2 protein-coding genes and 2 pseudogenes are annotated in these 16,886 nt (G+C 63.1%); all 4 read right to left on the reverse strand.

The genetic code is table 11. The annotated features are described in order from the left end of the window. Positions 1–8: 8 nt before the first annotated feature. A pseudogene (locus ACOZK9_RS05330) lies at positions 9–1,544 on the reverse strand (condensation domain-containing protein); the annotation flags it as partial. Next, a pseudogene (locus ACOZK9_RS27460) lies at positions 1,527–4,580 on the reverse strand (non-ribosomal peptide synthetase); the annotation flags it as partial. The pseudogenes ACOZK9_RS05330 and ACOZK9_RS27460, both read right to left, overlap by 18 nt. A gap of 245 nt (positions 4,581–4,825) precedes the next feature. Further along, positions 4,826–14,497 (reverse strand): non-ribosomal peptide synthetase, encoded by a 9,672-nt coding sequence (locus ACOZK9_RS05345; protein ID WP_421555403.1) that lies wholly within the window; start codon positions 14,495–14,497, stop codon positions 4,826–4,828. Between the two features lie 474 nt (positions 14,498–14,971). Beyond that, positions 14,972–16,669 carry a cyclic peptide export ABC transporter gene (locus ACOZK9_RS05350; RefSeq protein ID WP_152748400.1) on the reverse strand — a complete coding sequence of 566 codons (1,698 nt, stop codon included), beginning with the start codon at positions 16,667–16,669 and terminating at the stop codon, positions 14,972–14,974. Between the last annotated feature and the right edge of the window lie 217 nt (positions 16,670–16,886).

Raw genomic sequence — 16,886 nt, forward strand, 5'->3', positions numbered from 1 at the left:
TGTTGACGCTCATCCGCCGGCAGAATCGACAACCGGTTCAGCGCTGCATACGGCGTGTGCTCCAGCGCCTCGACCAATTGCTCCAGGGCCGTATTCAAATAACCACAGACTTTCTGCGCCCCCACCGACGCCACGGCCAAAGTACTCAGGCTGAACTGTTCGCCGAGGTCGTTAACACTCACACTCAGCGGATAGTTGGTGCGCTCATGCACGTCAACCACCTGAATGCCCTGCCACGCCTGCTGTTGCGCGGTGTGTTCGGCCGCTGACGGCGCTGCGCTGTGGCGGTAGTTGAGCAAGGCACTGAACAGCGGTGTGGAATGCGCGACGCTGCTGCAGCGTTGCGCCAATGCCAGCGAGGCATGTTCGTGACCGAGCAAGCCGCTCAGGCGCAGGTGCGTGGCTTTGAGCGCGGCCTGCACGGCTTGCCCGTCGATGTCGACGCGCAGCGGCAGCGTGTTGATAAACATGCCCAGCGCACGGTCGGCGCCCTCACCGCCCTGCAGGCGGCCCATCATCACCGTGCCGAACACCACGCGGTCGGTATTCGCGACAACCCCCAGCACCTGCGCCCACGCCAGGTGAAACACGCTTGCCGGGCTGACCCCGAGTTGACGGGCGCTGGCGCGCAGGCGGCGGCTCACGTTGTCGTTAAGGGTCAGGCAGGCCTCATCGATGCCTGCACCGTCATCCTCGACGTTTTGCAGCCCGAACGGCAGCGTCGGCTCATCAATGTCGGCGAGCATCTCGCGAAAGAACGCTTCATGCGCCTGCTCGCTGACGCCCAGCCGCGCCTGCGCGACGTAATTACGATACGGCACGCTTGCACCCAAACGCTCGGCCTGGCCTTGCAGACACGCGTGCATTTCAGACTGCACCACCTCCAGCGCCGTGTGATCGAGCACCAAGTGGTGGAACAGGAAGAACGCGACGATCTGCCCGCGCGCCTGGTCGTAGGCATGCACCACGCGCATCAACGGCGCCTGGTTAAGGTTCAAACGTGCGTAGCGAGTGTCGACATCGGCGCGTAGTTGGTCGACCACCGAAGCGCCACCTGACGCGGGTTCGAACTGTTCTATGGACAGTTGCGCATCGCGCAGCACCACTTGCATCGGCTGCTCCAGCCCTTCCCAGAGCACGGCGGTGCGCATGATGTCATGCCGGTCAACCACGGTTTGCAAGGCGTTGCAGAACGCGTGCAGGCGCTCAATATCGTCAAACGCGAACTGCGACTTCAATACGTAAGGGTCACGCTGTTGCGCCGACAAGTGCAAATAAAGAATGCCTTCCTGCAACGGTGCCAGCGGGTAAATGTCCTGCACATTGGCAGCCCCACCGGGGACGGCAGCGACGATCAGGTCGATGCTGGCCTGGCTGATGGCCGCCAGCGGTAACAGCTCAGGCGTGATGTGCACGCAGCCGGGCACAATCAGGTTGGCCGGCACCACCACCTCGTGGCCGCCGCCCACCGCCGCGGCCAGCGCCGCCAGGGTTGGCTGGCTGAACAGCACGCGCACATCGGCGCTCAAACCGGCCTGGCGCATGCGCTCCACCAAGTTGACGGCGAGCAACGAATGGCCGCCCAGTTCAAAGAAATGATCGTGGCGCCCCACTTGCTCAACCTTGAGCACGTCTGCCCAGATCTGCGCGAGGGTGGTTTCAACCTCGCCTTGCGGCGCTGCGTACTCGCGGCTGAGTACCGACTCAAGGCCGGGCGCCGGCAGCGCCTTGCGGTCGAGTTTGCCGTTGGCGGTGAGTGGCAATTGGTCCAGCCGCACGTAGGCGGCCGGCACCATGTAGTCCGGCAACTGCGTTTGCAGCCAACCGCGCAGAGTCTCGAGATCGACCGGCTGTTTTTCGGTGAAGTACGCCACCAGCCGACCGTCACGGGCCAGCACCACGGCTTCACGGACAGCCGCATAGTCGCCGAGGCGGCTTTCGATTTCGCCCAGCTCGATGCGCACGCCACGGATCTTCACCTGGTCGTCGTTACGGCCCAGGTACTCCAGGGTGCCGTCCGCCAGCCAGCGCACGAGGTCACCGGTGCGGTACATGCGCGCCTGCGGCTCGTGGCTGAACGGGTCGTTGAGGAAACGCTCGGCGGTCATTTGCGGGCGGTTGAGGTAACCGCGCGCCACACCGGCGCCAGCCACATACAGCTCACCGGCCACACCCTGCGGCACGGGCTGCTGTTGCGCATCGAGCACGTACACCTGCGCGTTGGCGACAGGCTTGCCGATGTGCAGAACTTTGCCGGCTTCGATCACGCCGGAGGTGGCCACCACCGTGGCTTCGGTGGGGCCGTAGTTGTTGACCAACTTAAAACGCTGGGACGTGCCGAACTGGCGCAGTCGATCACCACCGATCAACAGGGTTTTCAGCGTGGGGTGTTCGATGCCTTGGCTGAAAGCGTATTCGGCCACCGGCGTGGGCAGAAAACTCACATCAAGTGGCTGCGCCACCCACCAGCGCAACAGCGCATCGATGTCTTCATTGGCTTGCTGCGCCGGCGGCAGGTGCACGGTTGCGCCCACGCACAGCGCAGGCCAGACCTCCCACGCCATCGCGTCGAAACCGAAACCGGCGACGCTGGAGGTGTGCCCGCCAGGGTGCAGGTCGAACGCCTCGCAATGCCAGTTCACCAGGTTTTCGAGGGTGCGGTGTTCGACCATCACACCTTTGGGCTGGCCGGTGGAACCGGACGTGTAAATCACATAGGCGAGGTGGGCCGGGGTCAGGCCAGCCACTTGCGGATCAGCGGCAAAGCCTGCCTGCCAATCGATGGCATCAAGGTCGATGACCGGCACCGACAGCCCACTGACCAGCGCACGGGTGGCGGTTTGCACCAGCACCGCCACCGGTGCGCTGTCTTGCAGCAGGTAGGCAATACGCTCCTGCGGATGGGCCGGGTCAATCGGCACGTACGCCGCGCCAGCCTTGAGAATCGCCACCAGGCCAACCAGCGTCTCGACACTGCGCCGCGCACAAATGGCCACGCGATCATCCGGGCCAACGCCCAGCGCAATCAGCTGTCGGGCGAGTTGGTTGGCCTGCTCATTAAGCTGTTGATAGCTCAACTGCTGCTCGCCCTGACGCACCGCCACCGTCTGCGCCTGCGCTGCGGCGCGGGCCTCAAACAACGCATGAATCGTCTGCCCGCGCGGGTAAGCCCTGGCCGTGTCGTTGAAGCCTGTCAGCAACGTGTCGAGTTCATCGCCGGGCACAATCGGCAAGTCGCGCATCGGCGTGGCCTGGCCCCGTTCCAGCGCGCACACCAGGCTGTCCAGCGCCGTCAGCAAATAGCCGAGGATGCGCTGCAACGGCATGCTGGCAACCCCTTGCAGGGTCAAGCTGAAATCCTCACCCACGTCGTCCACTGACAACACCAGCGGGTAGTTACTGCGGCCCTCGCCGCCGAGCAACTCAATACCGTCCCAGTGCTGGGCACTGGCGGCCGGCGCCGGGCTTTGCCGGTAGTTGATCAGCGCACTGAACAACGGCGTGGGCGCGGCCACGCCGCTGCAACGCTGGGCCAGCGCCAGCGGCGCGTGTTCATGCCCAAGCAAACGCGTCAGCCGCACATGCGCGGCTTTGGTCGCTGCTTGCACGTCCAGTGCGCCCACGTCCAGGCGCAGCGGCAAGGTGTTGATGAACAGCCCAAGGCCATGCTCACTGCCCTGCGCGCCACCCATGCGGCCCATCAGCACGGTGCCGAAGACCACGTCATCACGCCCGGAAATTCGCCCCAATACCTGCGCCCACGCCAGGTGATGCAGGCTGGCCACACTGACTATTTGCTGGCGCGCCTGGGCCCGCGAGCGGCGGCTCAGGCCTGCGTCCAGCAAGTGCTCAATATCGACCACGTGCGCATCGCCCTGCACATCCTGATGGCCGAACGGCAGCGTCGGCTCGTCGAGGTCGCCGAGCATGTCGCGAAAGAACCCCTCGTGTTCTTGCACCGTCATGCCCAAGCGCGCCTGGGCGACATAGTTGCGGTACGGCGCGGCTGGGCCGAGTTGATCGGCATAGCCGTTCAAATACGCGTGCAGCTCCTGATACACCACTTGCATCGCCACATGGTCGATGGCGATGTGATGGAACAGCAACATCGCCACCCAGCGCTGGTTGGCCGGGTCTTCGGCAATCACCACCCGCAGCAACGGCGCCTGGCCCAGCTGCATGTGCATGGCGCGGGTGTCGAAACGCCGATACAACTGCTCGGTCACCGGCTCGTCGCAAACGTCCAGTTCAACCTGGTTAACCACCAGCTGCGACTGGCGCCAGACCACTTGCACCGGCGCCTCCAAACCTTCCCAGACCACGCTGGTGCGCAGGATGTCATGCCGGTCAACCACGTACTGCAAGGCCACAACGAACGCGTCCAGGTGCGCGCGCGTGGCCATCGCAAACTGTGAGCGCATCAGGTAAATATCACCCTGGCGCGCGGTGACATGGTGGTAAAAGATGCCTTCCTGAAGCGCCGCCAGCGGGTAAATATCCTGAACATTCGCGGCACCGCCCGGCACCGTGGCGACGATACGGTCGATGGCCGGCTGGCTCAATTCCACCAGCGGCAACATCGACGGCGTGATACGCGTGCAATCGGCGGCGATGGCATTCGCCGGCACGTCGAGGTGCCCGGCACGCTGCGCGGAGTATTCGCCAGCATTGATCAACGCGATCAGCGCAGCCTTGTGCTCACGTAGCGAGGCCAGCACGCCCGGCTCGCTCAATGCCAGCTTGTTGCCCTGCAACACCAGTTGATCGCCCTTGACGGAAAGCTGTACGTCTTTTTCTTTCAGTGTCGCCAACAGTTCGATAACACTCACAGGACCATCTCCATTCGTTGCGTAATAGCCGCGTATTCCCACAGCGCCGAGTGTTCGAACAGCGCCTTGACGTTCGCCTCGATACCCTCTTGGCGTAAGCGCCCGATCAGGCTGACCGCCAGCAGTGAATGGCCGCCCAGCTCAAGGAAGTTGTCGTGGCGGCCCACGCGCTCCACGTTCAGCAACTCCATCCAGTGCCTGGCCATGGCGATTTCGATGTCGCCTTGCGGTGCTTCGTACGCATGGCTGCGCAGCAAGCCGAGGTCTGGTGCCGGCAAGGCCTTGCGGTCGAGTTTGCCGTTGGGGTTCAACGGCAAGGCGTCGAGGTGCACGAACACCTGCGGCACCATGAACTCGGGCAGTTGCTCAAGCATGTGCGCGCGCAACGCCTCGTTGGCGCTGTGCATGCCGGTGTAATAAGCCACCAGACGCTTGTCCCCCGGTACGTCTTCGCGAGCGATAACCGTCGCGTCATTCACCTGCGGAAACTCGGCCAGGCGTGCCTGGATTTCACCGAGTTCGATACGCACGCCACGGATCTTCACCTGGTCGTCATTGCGGCCGAGGTATTCGATATTGCCGTCGGGCAAGAAGCGCGCGACGTCGCCGGTGCGGTAAATACGCCCCGGGCTGAACGGGTCCTTGAGGAAACGTTCGGCGGTCAGTTCAGGACGTTTCAAGTAGCCACGGGCAACTTGCACGCCGCCGATGAACAGCTCACCGCGCACGCCCAGAGGCACCGGCTGCAGTTGCTCGTCGAGGATGTACAGGCGCACGTTGCCGATCGGTTTGCCGATGGGCGTGTTATCCGCGGTCAGCGCACCGCTGCAATCCCAGGCAGTCACTTCAATGGCGGCCTCGGTGGGGCCGTAGTGGTTGAGCAAGGCACTGCCCGGTAATTGCGCCTTGAAGCGCCGCACCAGGCTGCCCGGCAACGCTTCACCGCTGCACATCACGCGCACCAGACCGGCGGCCTGGCTGACGTCACCGTGGGCGAGGAAAACATCGAGCATCGACGGCACAAAATGCACGGTGGTGATCTGCTCAGCCTCGATCACCTCGCACAAATAGGCCGGGTCTTTGTGGCCGTCAGGGCGCGCCATGACCAGGCGTGCGCCGGTGAACAGCGGCCAGAAGAACTCCCACACCGACACGTCGAAGCTGAACGGGGTTTTCTGCAACAGCGCGTCCGAGCTGTCCAGGCGGTAAGCGTCCTGCATGCACAGCAAGCGGTTGACCACCGGGCTGTGCTCGTTGAGCACGCCCTTGGGTTTGCCGGTGGAGCCTGAGGTGTAGATCACGTAGGCCTGATGCTGCGGGGTCAGGCCCGGCACCTGCGGATTGTCCGCTGACTGCTGTTGCCAGGTGTTCTGGTCGAGGTTCACCACCGGCGCCGCAAGCTCTGCGAGCAAGCCACGCGTGGCGTCTTGCACCACCACCACGGCGGGCGTGCAGTCGTCGAGCATGTAGGCCAGACGCTCCGGCGGATAGGCCGGGTCCAGCGGTACGTAGCCGCCCCCGGACTTGAGGATGGCCAACAAGCCGACGACCATGTCAATGCCTCGCTCGACGCAGATAGCCACCCGCGACTCCAACTGCACACCCTGCTCGCGCAGGTGGTGGGCCAAGCGGTTGGCGCGCTGGTTAAGCTCGCGGTAGCTCAAGCGCTGACCTTCGGCCTGAACGGCGATGGCGTCCGGTGTGCGCTCAACCTGAGCTTCGAACAGAGCATGAATCGTCTGTTGCAGCGGGTAGTCCCTGGCGGTGTCGTTGAAAGTTTCGAGCAGGGTTTCACGTTCGGCGGCCGGCAGCACCGACAGCTGCTGCAAGGTGGTGTGCGGCGCGCTCTCCAGCGCCTCCACCAAGCTGCCCAAGGCGGTTTGCATGTAAGCCGCCACGCGCTCGGCGTCGACACCGGTAGTTTGCACCCCGAGCAGGAAGCCTTCGCCCTGGTCGTCGACCGAGAGCATGCACGGGTAGTTGGTGCGCTCGCGCACTTCAAGTACTTCGGCACCGGCCCAGCACGGCGGCCCTGCACTGTCCAGCAACGGGCTGTGACGGTAGTTGAGGATCGAACTGAACAGCGGTAACGACGCCGGCACCGCGCTGCAACGTTGCGCCACCACCAGCGGTGCATGTTCGTGGCCGAGCAGCGCACTCAGCCGTGCATGAGTGGCCCGCACCCCGGCGCGCACGTCGTGGGCGCCAACCGCCACGCGCAGCGGCAAGGTGTTGATGAACATGCCCAAGGCACGGTCGGCGCCGTCACCGCTTTGCATGCGGCCCAGCAACACCGTGCCGAACACCACGTCGTCACGCCCACTGACGGCGGCCAGCACACGCGCCCACGCCAAGTGATGCAGGCTGGCGGCGCTGACACCCAAGTGGCGTGCCTGCGCGCGCAGACGCCGGCACAGGTTTGCGTCCAGCTGGATCTTCGCCTCTGCGGCCGCCAGACCGTCGCCCTGCACTTCCTGCAAACCAAACGGCAAGGTCGGTTCGTCGACGTCGCCGAGCATTTCGCGGAAGAACGCTTCGTGCGCAGCCTGGCTCACACCGAGCAAGGCTTGGGCCACGTAATTGCGGTACGGCATCGCCGCATCCAGTTGCGCGAAGCCGCCGTTATGGTAGGCGAGCACTTCCTCGTTGATCACATCCAGCGCCGTGTGGTCCATGGCGATGTGGTGGAACAACAGCATGGCCAGCCAGCGCTGGTTGGCTTCATCGTGCACGTAAGCCAGGTGCAACAGCGGCGCCTGGCTGAGGTTCAAGCGCACCTGGCGCGGGTCGAAGCGTGCGTGCAATTGCTCCAGCACAGTGCCTTGGGCCGGATCAAAACTGAGGGCTTCCAGCGCCAGTTCGGCGCAACGCAGCACCACTTGCACAGGCTGTTCAAGGTCTTCCCAGAGCACCGCTGTGCGCGTGATGTCATGGCGGTTGATGACGGCCTGCAAGGCCTGCACGAAGGTGTCGAGTTGTTCGCGGCTTTGCAGGCTGAAGGTGGCCTGCAACAGGTACGGATCGCCCTGCTCGCTGGTGATGTGGTGGTACAGAATGCCCTGCTGCAACGGCGCCAGCGGGTAAATATCCTGCACATTGCGCGCGCCACCGGGCACCCGCGCGACAATCCGCTCAAGCTCGCCCTGGCTCAGTTTGATCAACGGCAGCATGTCGGCGCGAAGCTGCGCGCAGTCGAGCGGAATGCGGTTGGCCGGCACCTGGATTTCACTGCCGCCGCCCACCGCCGCGGCCAGCGCGAGCAACGTCGGTTGGCCGAACAACACGCGCACATCGGCGCTCATGCCGCGCTGGCGCATGCGTTCGATGAGCTTGACCGCCAGCAACGAGTGGCCGCCCAGTTCAAAGAAGTTGTCGTGGCGGCCCACGCGCGCAACGCCGAGCACCTGCGCCCACAGCTCCGCCAGGGTGGTTTCGGTAGCACCTTGCGGCGCTGCGTATTCACGGCTGGCAAACGCGTCGACATCCGGCACCGGCAAGGCACGGCGGTCGAGCTTGCCGTTGGGTGACAGCGGCAGTTTGGCCAACTGCACGTAGGCCGCCGGAATCATGTAGTCGGGCAACAGCGCTTGCAAATGCGCGCGCAGGCCGTCAATCCCCGGCAGTCCGTGCTCGGCCTGCGCCGTGAAATAGGCGACCAGGCGTTTGTCGCCGGGGCTGTCTTCGCGCACCAATACCGCCGCATCACGAATGCCGGCGTGCTGCACCAAACGTGCTTCGATTTCGCCGAGTTCCACGCGAAAACCACGGATCTTGATTTGGCCGTCGTTGCGGCCCAGGTAATCAATTTCACCGTTACGCTGGTAACGGCCCAGGTCGCCGGTCTTGTACACACGGCCCTGCGGCTGGAACGGGTCGGCGAAGAAACGTTCGGCGGTCAAGTCATCACGGTGCAAATAGCCACGCGCCACGCAGGCACCGCCAATGTAAATCTCGCCGGCCACGCCCAGCGGCACCGGTTGCAGTTGTTCGTCCAGCAGGTAGATGCGCGTATTGGCCACCGGCACGCCAATCGACGGCAGCAGCGGCCATGCGCCAACGTCGCCGTCGAGGGTCAGTGCCGTGGTCACGTGGGACTCGGTGGGGCCGTAATGGTTGTGCAGGCGGCAGCCGGGTAAGCGCTGGAACAGCGCGCGCATCTGCTCACTGATGCGCAGTTGCTCACCGGCGGTGATCACATCGCTCAACGCACACGGCAAGCGCCCGAGTTCCGGGGTTTCCGCCACGGCTTCGGCCAGCGCTTGCAGGGCAATGCACGGTAAATACAGGCGCTGGATACCTTGCTCGCAGATATGCCGGAACAGTTCGCGAAAGTTCAGCCGCACATCGCCATGGATCAGCGACAGCTCGCCACCGGCGCACAGGGTGCTGAAAACTTCCTGGAAGGCCACGTCAAAACCCAGCGCGGCAAATTGCAGGGTGCGCTGGGCCGGGCGGCCGTCGGTCAGGGTTTGCGCGATCTGCCACTGCATCAGGTTAACCAGCGGGCCGTGCGGCATGGCCACGCCCTTGGGCTGGCCGGTGGAGCCGGACGTGTAGATCACGTAGGCGAGGGCATCGGCGTTAACCCCGCTGACCTGCGGGTTGTAATCTGGCTGCTCGTGAATACCGTTGACCGCACGCGCCTGCGCGTCCAACAGCAATACCTGCGACAGCGACGGTGTAAAGCGCTGTTGCAGGCGCTGTTGGGTCAGCAAGACTTTGGGTGCGCTGTCTTGCAGCATGTAGGCCAGGCGTTCGTCGGGGTAGGCTGGGTCCAGCGGCACGTAACCGGCGCCCGCCTTGAGGATGCCCAACAGACCGGCGATCATTTCCAGGCTGCGCTCGGCACAGATCGCCACCCGATCGTTGGCGCCGATGCCTTCGGCGATCAGCCGGTGGGCGATCTGGTTGGCCAGCGCGTTCAACGCGCCGTAGCTCAGCGATTGGTCTGCGTAGGTGACCGCTATCGTCTCGGGCTGGCGCAACGCCTGCGCTTCGAACAGCGCGTGCACGCTTGGGGTGACGGGGTAGTCGGCATCAAACGCGTTGAACGCCGCCAGCAGCAATTGCTGCTCGGCCTGCGGCAGCATCACAAGGCTGTGCAGCGCCTGCTCCGGCTGGTGTTCCAGGGCGTCCGCGATGGCTTCCAGTACTTGGTACATATAGCCGCAGACGCGCTGCGGGTCGACGCCCGCCACCGCCTGCACGCTCAGACCGAAGGCATCGCCCAGGTCGTCGACCGAGAGCATCAGCGGGAAATTGGTGCGCTCCTCGCCGCCGAGCATTTCGACGCCGGCCCAGTTCAGTGCCTTGCCAGCGTCCGCCGCCGATTGCGCGCCCACCGCCGCGTGCCGGTAGTTGAGCAACGCGCTGAACAACGGCGTGGGCGCGGCAACGCCACTGCAGCGTTGCGCCAGTGACAACGGCGCGTGTTCATGGCCGAGCAACGCGGCCAAGCGTGCGTGGGTGGTTTTCAAGGCGCGTTCAACGCCCTGCTCGCCCGCTTCAACGCGCAGCGGCAAGGTATTGATGAACATGCCAAAGGCACGGTCGGCATCCTCGCCGCTGCTCAGGCGGCCCATCAACACGGTGCCGAACACCACGTCGCGGCGACCCGACAAATGCCCGACCACTTGGCCCCAGGCCAAGTGGTGCAGGCTGGCATTGCTCACGCCCAACCGGCGAGCCTGCGCGCGCAGGCGCTGGCCCAACTGCGGCGCTACCGGCAAGCTCGCCTGCTCGATGCCCAGGCCATCGCCTTGCACATCTTGCAGGCCGAACGGCAGGCTCGGCTCGTCGACGTCGGCGAGCATGTCGCGAAAGAACGCCTCATGGCTTGCCTGGCTGATGCCCAGCCGGGTTTGCGCCACGTAGTTGCGGTATGGCACCGACGGCGTCAACTGGTCGCCGCGCCCGTGCAAAAACGCTTCGATTTCCTGGCCAAGCAGCGCCAGCGAGGTGGCGTCATCGATCAGGTGATGGAACTGCAACACCGCGACCCAGCCGCCGCCCGCCAGGTCTTCGGCAACGTTCAGCGCCATCATCGGCGCCCGGGTAAGGTCCATGCGCGTGTGGCGCGGGTCGAAGCGCTCCTGCAGTTGCGTGACCACATCCTTGGGCGACGCCTGCAACTGCACGTACTGCACCGGCAGGCGCGCTTCGCGCCAGACCACTTGCACCGGTTCGTCCAGGCCTTGCCACTCCACCGACGTACGCAGGATGTCGTGGCGCGCGATGACCTGTTGCAAGGCTTCGGCAAAATCCGCCACCTGCTCGCGGCTGCGCATGCGCAGCACAGCTTGCAGCAGGTACGGGTCGCCGTCGGTGCTGGTTTGGTGGTGAAACAGGATGCCTCCCTGCAACGGCACCAATGCGTAGATGTCCTGCACGTTGGCAACGCCGCCCGGAATACCGGCGACGATCAGGTCGATCTGTTCCTGCGGTAACTCAACCAGCGGCAGCATGTGCGGGGTGATGCGGCTGCAATCGGCCGGGATCAGATTGGCCGGCACCTGTACCTGGTGCCGGCTGCCTGCGGCGGCAGCCAGCGCAACCAGCGTGGGTTGGCCGAACAGCACGCCGACATCAGCATTCAGGCCGACTTGGCGCATGCGTTCGATCAGCTTGACCGCCAACAGCGAATGGCCGCCCAGCTCAAAGAACTGGTCGTGGCGCCCTACCCGCTCGACGCCGAGCAGCTCGCCCCACAGGCGTGCCAACGTGGTTTCCAGCGCACCTTGCGGTGCCTCGTAGTCACGCCGGGCGAAGGCATTGTTGTCCGGCGCGGGCAAGGCTTTGCGGTCGAGCTTGCCGTTGGTGGTCAGCGGCAACTGTGTGAGCATCACAAACGCGCCGGGCACCATGTAGTCGGCCAGCGACACCTGCAACTGCGTGCGTAAATCGGCCGCACTCAGGTCGGCACCGTCGGCGGCGATCAGGTAGGCCACCAAGCGCTTTTCGCCGGGTTCATCTTCGCGGGCAATCACCACCGCCTCGCGTACGCCCTCACAGGCGGCAAGACGCGCTTCGATCTCGCCCAACTCGATACGGAAACCACGGATTTTCACCTGGTCGTCGTTGCGCCCCAAGTACTCGATAGTGCCATTCGCCTGCCAGCGGCCGAGGTCGCCGGTGCGGTACATGCGCGCACCCGGCGTGCTGTCAAAAGGGTCGCTGAGGAAACGCTCGGCGTTCATTTGCTGCCGGTTCAGGTAACCGCGCGCCACGCCTGCACCGCCGACATACAACTCGCCCTCGACGCCGTGAGGTACTTGTTGGCCCTGGGCGTCAAGCACATACAGGCGCAGGTCGGGGATACGCACACCGATCGGGCTGGTGCCCACTCGTTGCGCGTCTTCGGGCTGCAATGGGTGATAGGTGACGTGCACCGTGGTTTCGGTGATGCCGTACATGTTGACCAGTTGCACAGCGGCGTTGGCCGCACGCGCATACCAGGGTTTAAGAATTCCCGGCTCCAGGGCTTCACCGCCGAAGATCACCTGGCGCAGCGAATGCGTGAGCGGGCTCTGGCCCTGCGCAGCGATCAGCGAGCGGAAGGCGCTTGGGGTCTGGTTGAGGACCGTGACGCCGGCGTTGCACAGCAGCGCGTAGCAGTCATCCGGCGAGCGGCTGGTGAGCTGTGGCACCACCAACAACGCAGCGCCATGCACCAGCGCGCCCCAGATTTCCCAGACCGAGAAGTCAAACGCAAACGAGTGGAACAGCGCCCACACGTCCTGATGATTGAACTTGAACCAGCCTTGCGTGGCCGAGAACAGCCGCGCCACGTTGCGGTGTTCGATCATCACGCCCTTGGGCAGGCCGGTGGAACCAGAGGTGTAGATCACGTACGCCAGGTTCGCCGACGTCAGGCCCGGCACCTGCGGGTTGCTAAACGCCTCTGCCGGGCCATCGATGGCTTGCAGGTCGATCACCGCCACCGACAGCTCGGCGACCCGTGCCGCCGTTGCGGGCTGCACCAGCACCGCCAACGGTGCACTGTCTTGCAGCGTGTAGCTGATGCGTTCCTGCGGATACGCCGGGTCAATCGGCACATAACCGGCACCCGCCTTCAGAATGCCGAGCAAGCCCACAATCATGTCGAGGCCGCGCTCCACGCAAATCGCCACCCGGTCATCCAGGCGCACGCCCAGGTTCAGCAGGCGGTGAGCGACCTGGTTGGCGCGCTGGTTCAATTCGCTGTAGCTCAAGCGCTGCTCTTCAAACACCACGGCGGTGGCATCCGGGCGGGCCGCAGCCTGGCCTTCAAACAGGCCATGCAGCGTGTCAGCGCTGGGGTATGAACCCACCTCGGCATTCCACTGTTGCAGCAGCGCGCGGTCGGCCTCGGTGCACAGCGAGAAATCACCCACCGCGAGGTCGGCATTCGCCAGCGCCTGCTCCAGCACGTACGTGAAGCGCTCGGCCAACGCCTCGATTTCATCAGCATTGAAATACGCTTGGTTATAGACGAAGTGCGCCCACGCTTTGTCCTTGTAGTTGCTTGCCCGCAAGTGAAACGCCAGGGGCATTTGCTCGTGATTATTGGTGACTTTGACCAGGTCGCCACGCTGCCCGGCAAACTGGAACGGGTGGTCATCCTGCTCGTACGACAGGGTCAGGTCGAACAGTTGCCCTGCTTCCGGGCGCAGGTTCATCTCGCTGAGCGGAAAGCGCTGGTGACGGTAATCCTGCTTGAGCACATCGCGCACTGCGCAAATCACTTCGCCAAAGCTCAGTTCGCGGCCCAGGCTGAAGCGCACGGCGCTGACCTGGGTGAACATGCCGAGGGTGCCCTTGAATTTGGCCGTACGGTTGAGCAACGGCAGGCCCACCACCCACTCATCACGCTGCGTAACGCGGGTGAAGTAGACGTACATCGCCGCCAGCAACACGTGGTAGGTCGAGGCCTGAAAGTCTTTTGCCAACTCGCCCATGCGCGCGTGCAGCGCCACCGGGAATGGCCGAATGTAATGACAGCCTGGCGCCTTGCCCTTGGCAAAGTGATCATGGTGACGCGCGGCAAACAGCGGCTCCGGCAGCGTCTGGTACTTCGCCTGCCAGTAGTCGCGGTCTTTGGCGTAACGGGCCGATTCGCGATAGCGCGCGTCGTCGAAGATGAAGTCGACGTAAGACGTCGCCTGCATGTCGGGCTGCTGCTCTTCGGCCAGGCGCGTGTAGATACCACCCAACGATTGCAGCATTTCACCAAAAGCCCACCCATCCAGGATGATGTGGTGGGCATGGTTGCCGAAGTAGTAATGCGCCTCGCCCAGCTTGATCAGGAAAAAGCGAAACAGCGGCGCCTCGGTCAAGCAGAACGGCCTGGCCATCTGCTGCTCTACCAGCGCCACGGCGCTAGCGGCAGGATCATCCCGATCAGACAGGTCAAACAGCGGCACCTCGACCGGCACCGCGTCCGCAATGTACTGCAGCGGCACGCCATCGGCGTCGGTTTCATTCAGTAGCGTAAGGCGTAGCGCGTCATGTTTGGCCACCAGCCACTCGACGGCGCGCTGCATCAGCTGCGCGTTGACCGGGCCGTTGAGTTCCAGGAAGGCACCGATGTTGTACAGCGGCGAATCCGCTTGGCTGATCTGGTCCAGCCAGATGGCTTTTTGCGCGGCGGTCAGGGGCAACGTGCGGGGCATCTGGATAAGCGAATTCATGCAACCACCTGCGTGACAAAACGTGCGATGACAACGGTGTTTGAAAAGAGCTTTTTCGCGACGAGGTCGCCCATGGCAACTGCAGAAAAACGTTTCATAAAATCCTTCTCAGAGTTTTTTCAGTGCCACCTGAATCACCGCGCAACAACGATTGAGGTTGAGGCGAAACTCAGCGTTTTTTGTCACTAAAATGTCAGGTTTGTAGGGCGGCTCAGACACTCGCCAATTCTGCAAAAAACCACCGGACGGCCACGCACAGGCGTCACCTGAAGACGGTATTGGCAAATTTAAGCACCGGCCTTTTGGGCTGTATGTCACCCGAATCCGTGACATTCACGGGACAGTGAAATATTTCGCAATGAACAATCTATGCTGTTGTTTTATATAGATTTTAAAATCCATAAAAACAAAACGCCCGCGACCAAAAGGGTGGCGGGCGTCAGGCAATCGGGCGAACAGGTACAGCGTTTTACATCAGGCGCGCCGATCCTGCGCAATGAGGCTCACGTCGGACACGATGTGCCCATCGACCAACTTGACGATACGGTCGGCCAGTTGGAAGTATTGATCGTCGTGGGTGATGATCAGCACGGTCTTGCCGCGACGCTTGAGGTCGGGCAGCAACTCTTCATAGAAGAAGCGTTTGAACGGTGGGTCCTGGTCCGCTGCCCACTCATCCAGCACGTACACCGGGCGGTCTTCCATGTAGGCGCAGACCAACGCCAGGCGTTTTTGCTGGCCGTAGGACAACTCTTTGGTGGTGGAATAACCCAGCCCGTCGATCTTGATTTTGTCTTCCAGGCCCAGCGTGGCCAGGTACTTTTGCGCCAGCGCCGGGCTTGCCTCTTCGCCATCCGGCCCGATCAGCCGGTTGAACAGGTGGAAGTCGCTGAACACGGCGGAAAACAGGTCACGGTAATCGCTGCGGGTTTCGTCGGTCACCGCCACGCCGTCGACCAGAATCTCGCCCGCCTGCGGCACATACAATCCGCACAAGGCTTTGACCAGTGTGCTTTTACCGCAGCCATTGCCGCCGATGATGTAGACCAACTCACCGCTGTTGATCGTCAGGTCGACAGGCCCGAGGGCAAAACCGCGCTCGGCATCCGGGCCCTGGTAATTCATCACCACACCCTTGAGCGCGATGTGTTGCCACTGCTTGACGTGCGCAAGGCGCAGCACATTGGAGGTGTCCGGCTCAGCCGAATCAGCATGCCGTTCATTGATCTGAAAGCCGAATTCCGCCAACCGGCTGACCGCAATCCGGCCCTGCGCGACAACCGGCATCGCACTGATCAGTAGCCCCAACGGCCCCAGAATGTAAAGCACGGTCAACACACTCGCGGTCATCACTTGACTGTCGGTGACCATCAAAAACGGCAGGGCGAATACCAGGCTGCCGATCAACAGCGACTGGGTGAGCAAGCCCATGTTCTCGGCGCCGAGGTACCACATGTGCTCGATGAAATTGAACCGTGCCACCCGCGTGGACGACTCTTTGATGGCGGAACGCGCGAACCAGCGGCGGCGAATGCCATTCAGCTTGAGCTCTTTGAGGCCGAACACCAGGCCGTGCGTGTGTTCGTTGAACGCGGTGAATTCGTCACGCACGCGGCCGGTGAACTTCACGCCGCCCAAGAATAGAAAAACGTACAGCATGGCGCCGACGACCAGCAGCCCCAAGGTCACGGCAAATACCGTCCATGACAGGTAGGCGAGGTACGCCAGGCCGACCATGAACACCGTCGACTCGACCAGTATCGCCGGCATCACCAGCAGCGTTGCGTTGAGCTGCGGAATGTCGGTGGTCAACAGCGTCAGCACATTCGGCGGGCCGCGACGGTCGACTTCTTCAAGCGGCGATGCGAGGATTTTCTGGCACAAGGCAATGCGCAAGCGCGTCATTAATTTCATGTTGGCGTACGCGGGAAACAAGGTCGCCGCATTGCGAAACGCCAACGCCAGCACACTCAGGCCAATAAACCAGTACAGCAAGTGCAGCCGCGAGCCCTGCTCATAAATCGCCTGATTAACCACGTTAATGACGGCGATCGCTGCCACGCCGCTGACGATGCCGGTGATCAATGAAAAGAACGCCAGCCAGGGATGGTTTTGCCACAGCAGGCGCAAGACCGAGCCTGGCTTGGGCGGGTTCTCATGCTCTTTTTTCATGGATTCATTCCTCAAATACACTCAAGACCGGGACAGACCCGTCAGGCAAACCGCTCCAACCGGCCAGGGTGCCGGGGCTGCCAAGTGTACGGATTGCTTGAAAATCGGCTGTCCCCCAAAGCCTGTACAAAACGTTTTTCGAGGAAAAGCGTGGCGTATTGGAGGGTTTCGCAGCGGCGTTGCAGTCTTCGTTTAATGCCCGCAGACATGTCCCAGC

The organism is Pseudomonas kitaguniensis, from assembly GCF_049199985.1.
Taxonomy (GTDB): Bacteria; Pseudomonadota; Gammaproteobacteria; order Pseudomonadales; family Pseudomonadaceae; genus Aquipseudomonas; species Aquipseudomonas kitaguniensis.

Coding starts and splice junctions, on each gene's coding strand:
- ACOZK9_RS05345 (WP_421555403.1), bottom strand. CDS start 14,497: ATGAATTCGCTTATCCAGATGCCCCGCACGTTGCCCCTGACCGCCGCG.
- ACOZK9_RS05350 (WP_152748400.1), bottom strand. CDS start 16,669: ATGAAAAAAGAGCATGAGAACCCGCCCAAGCCAGGCTCGGTCTTGCGC.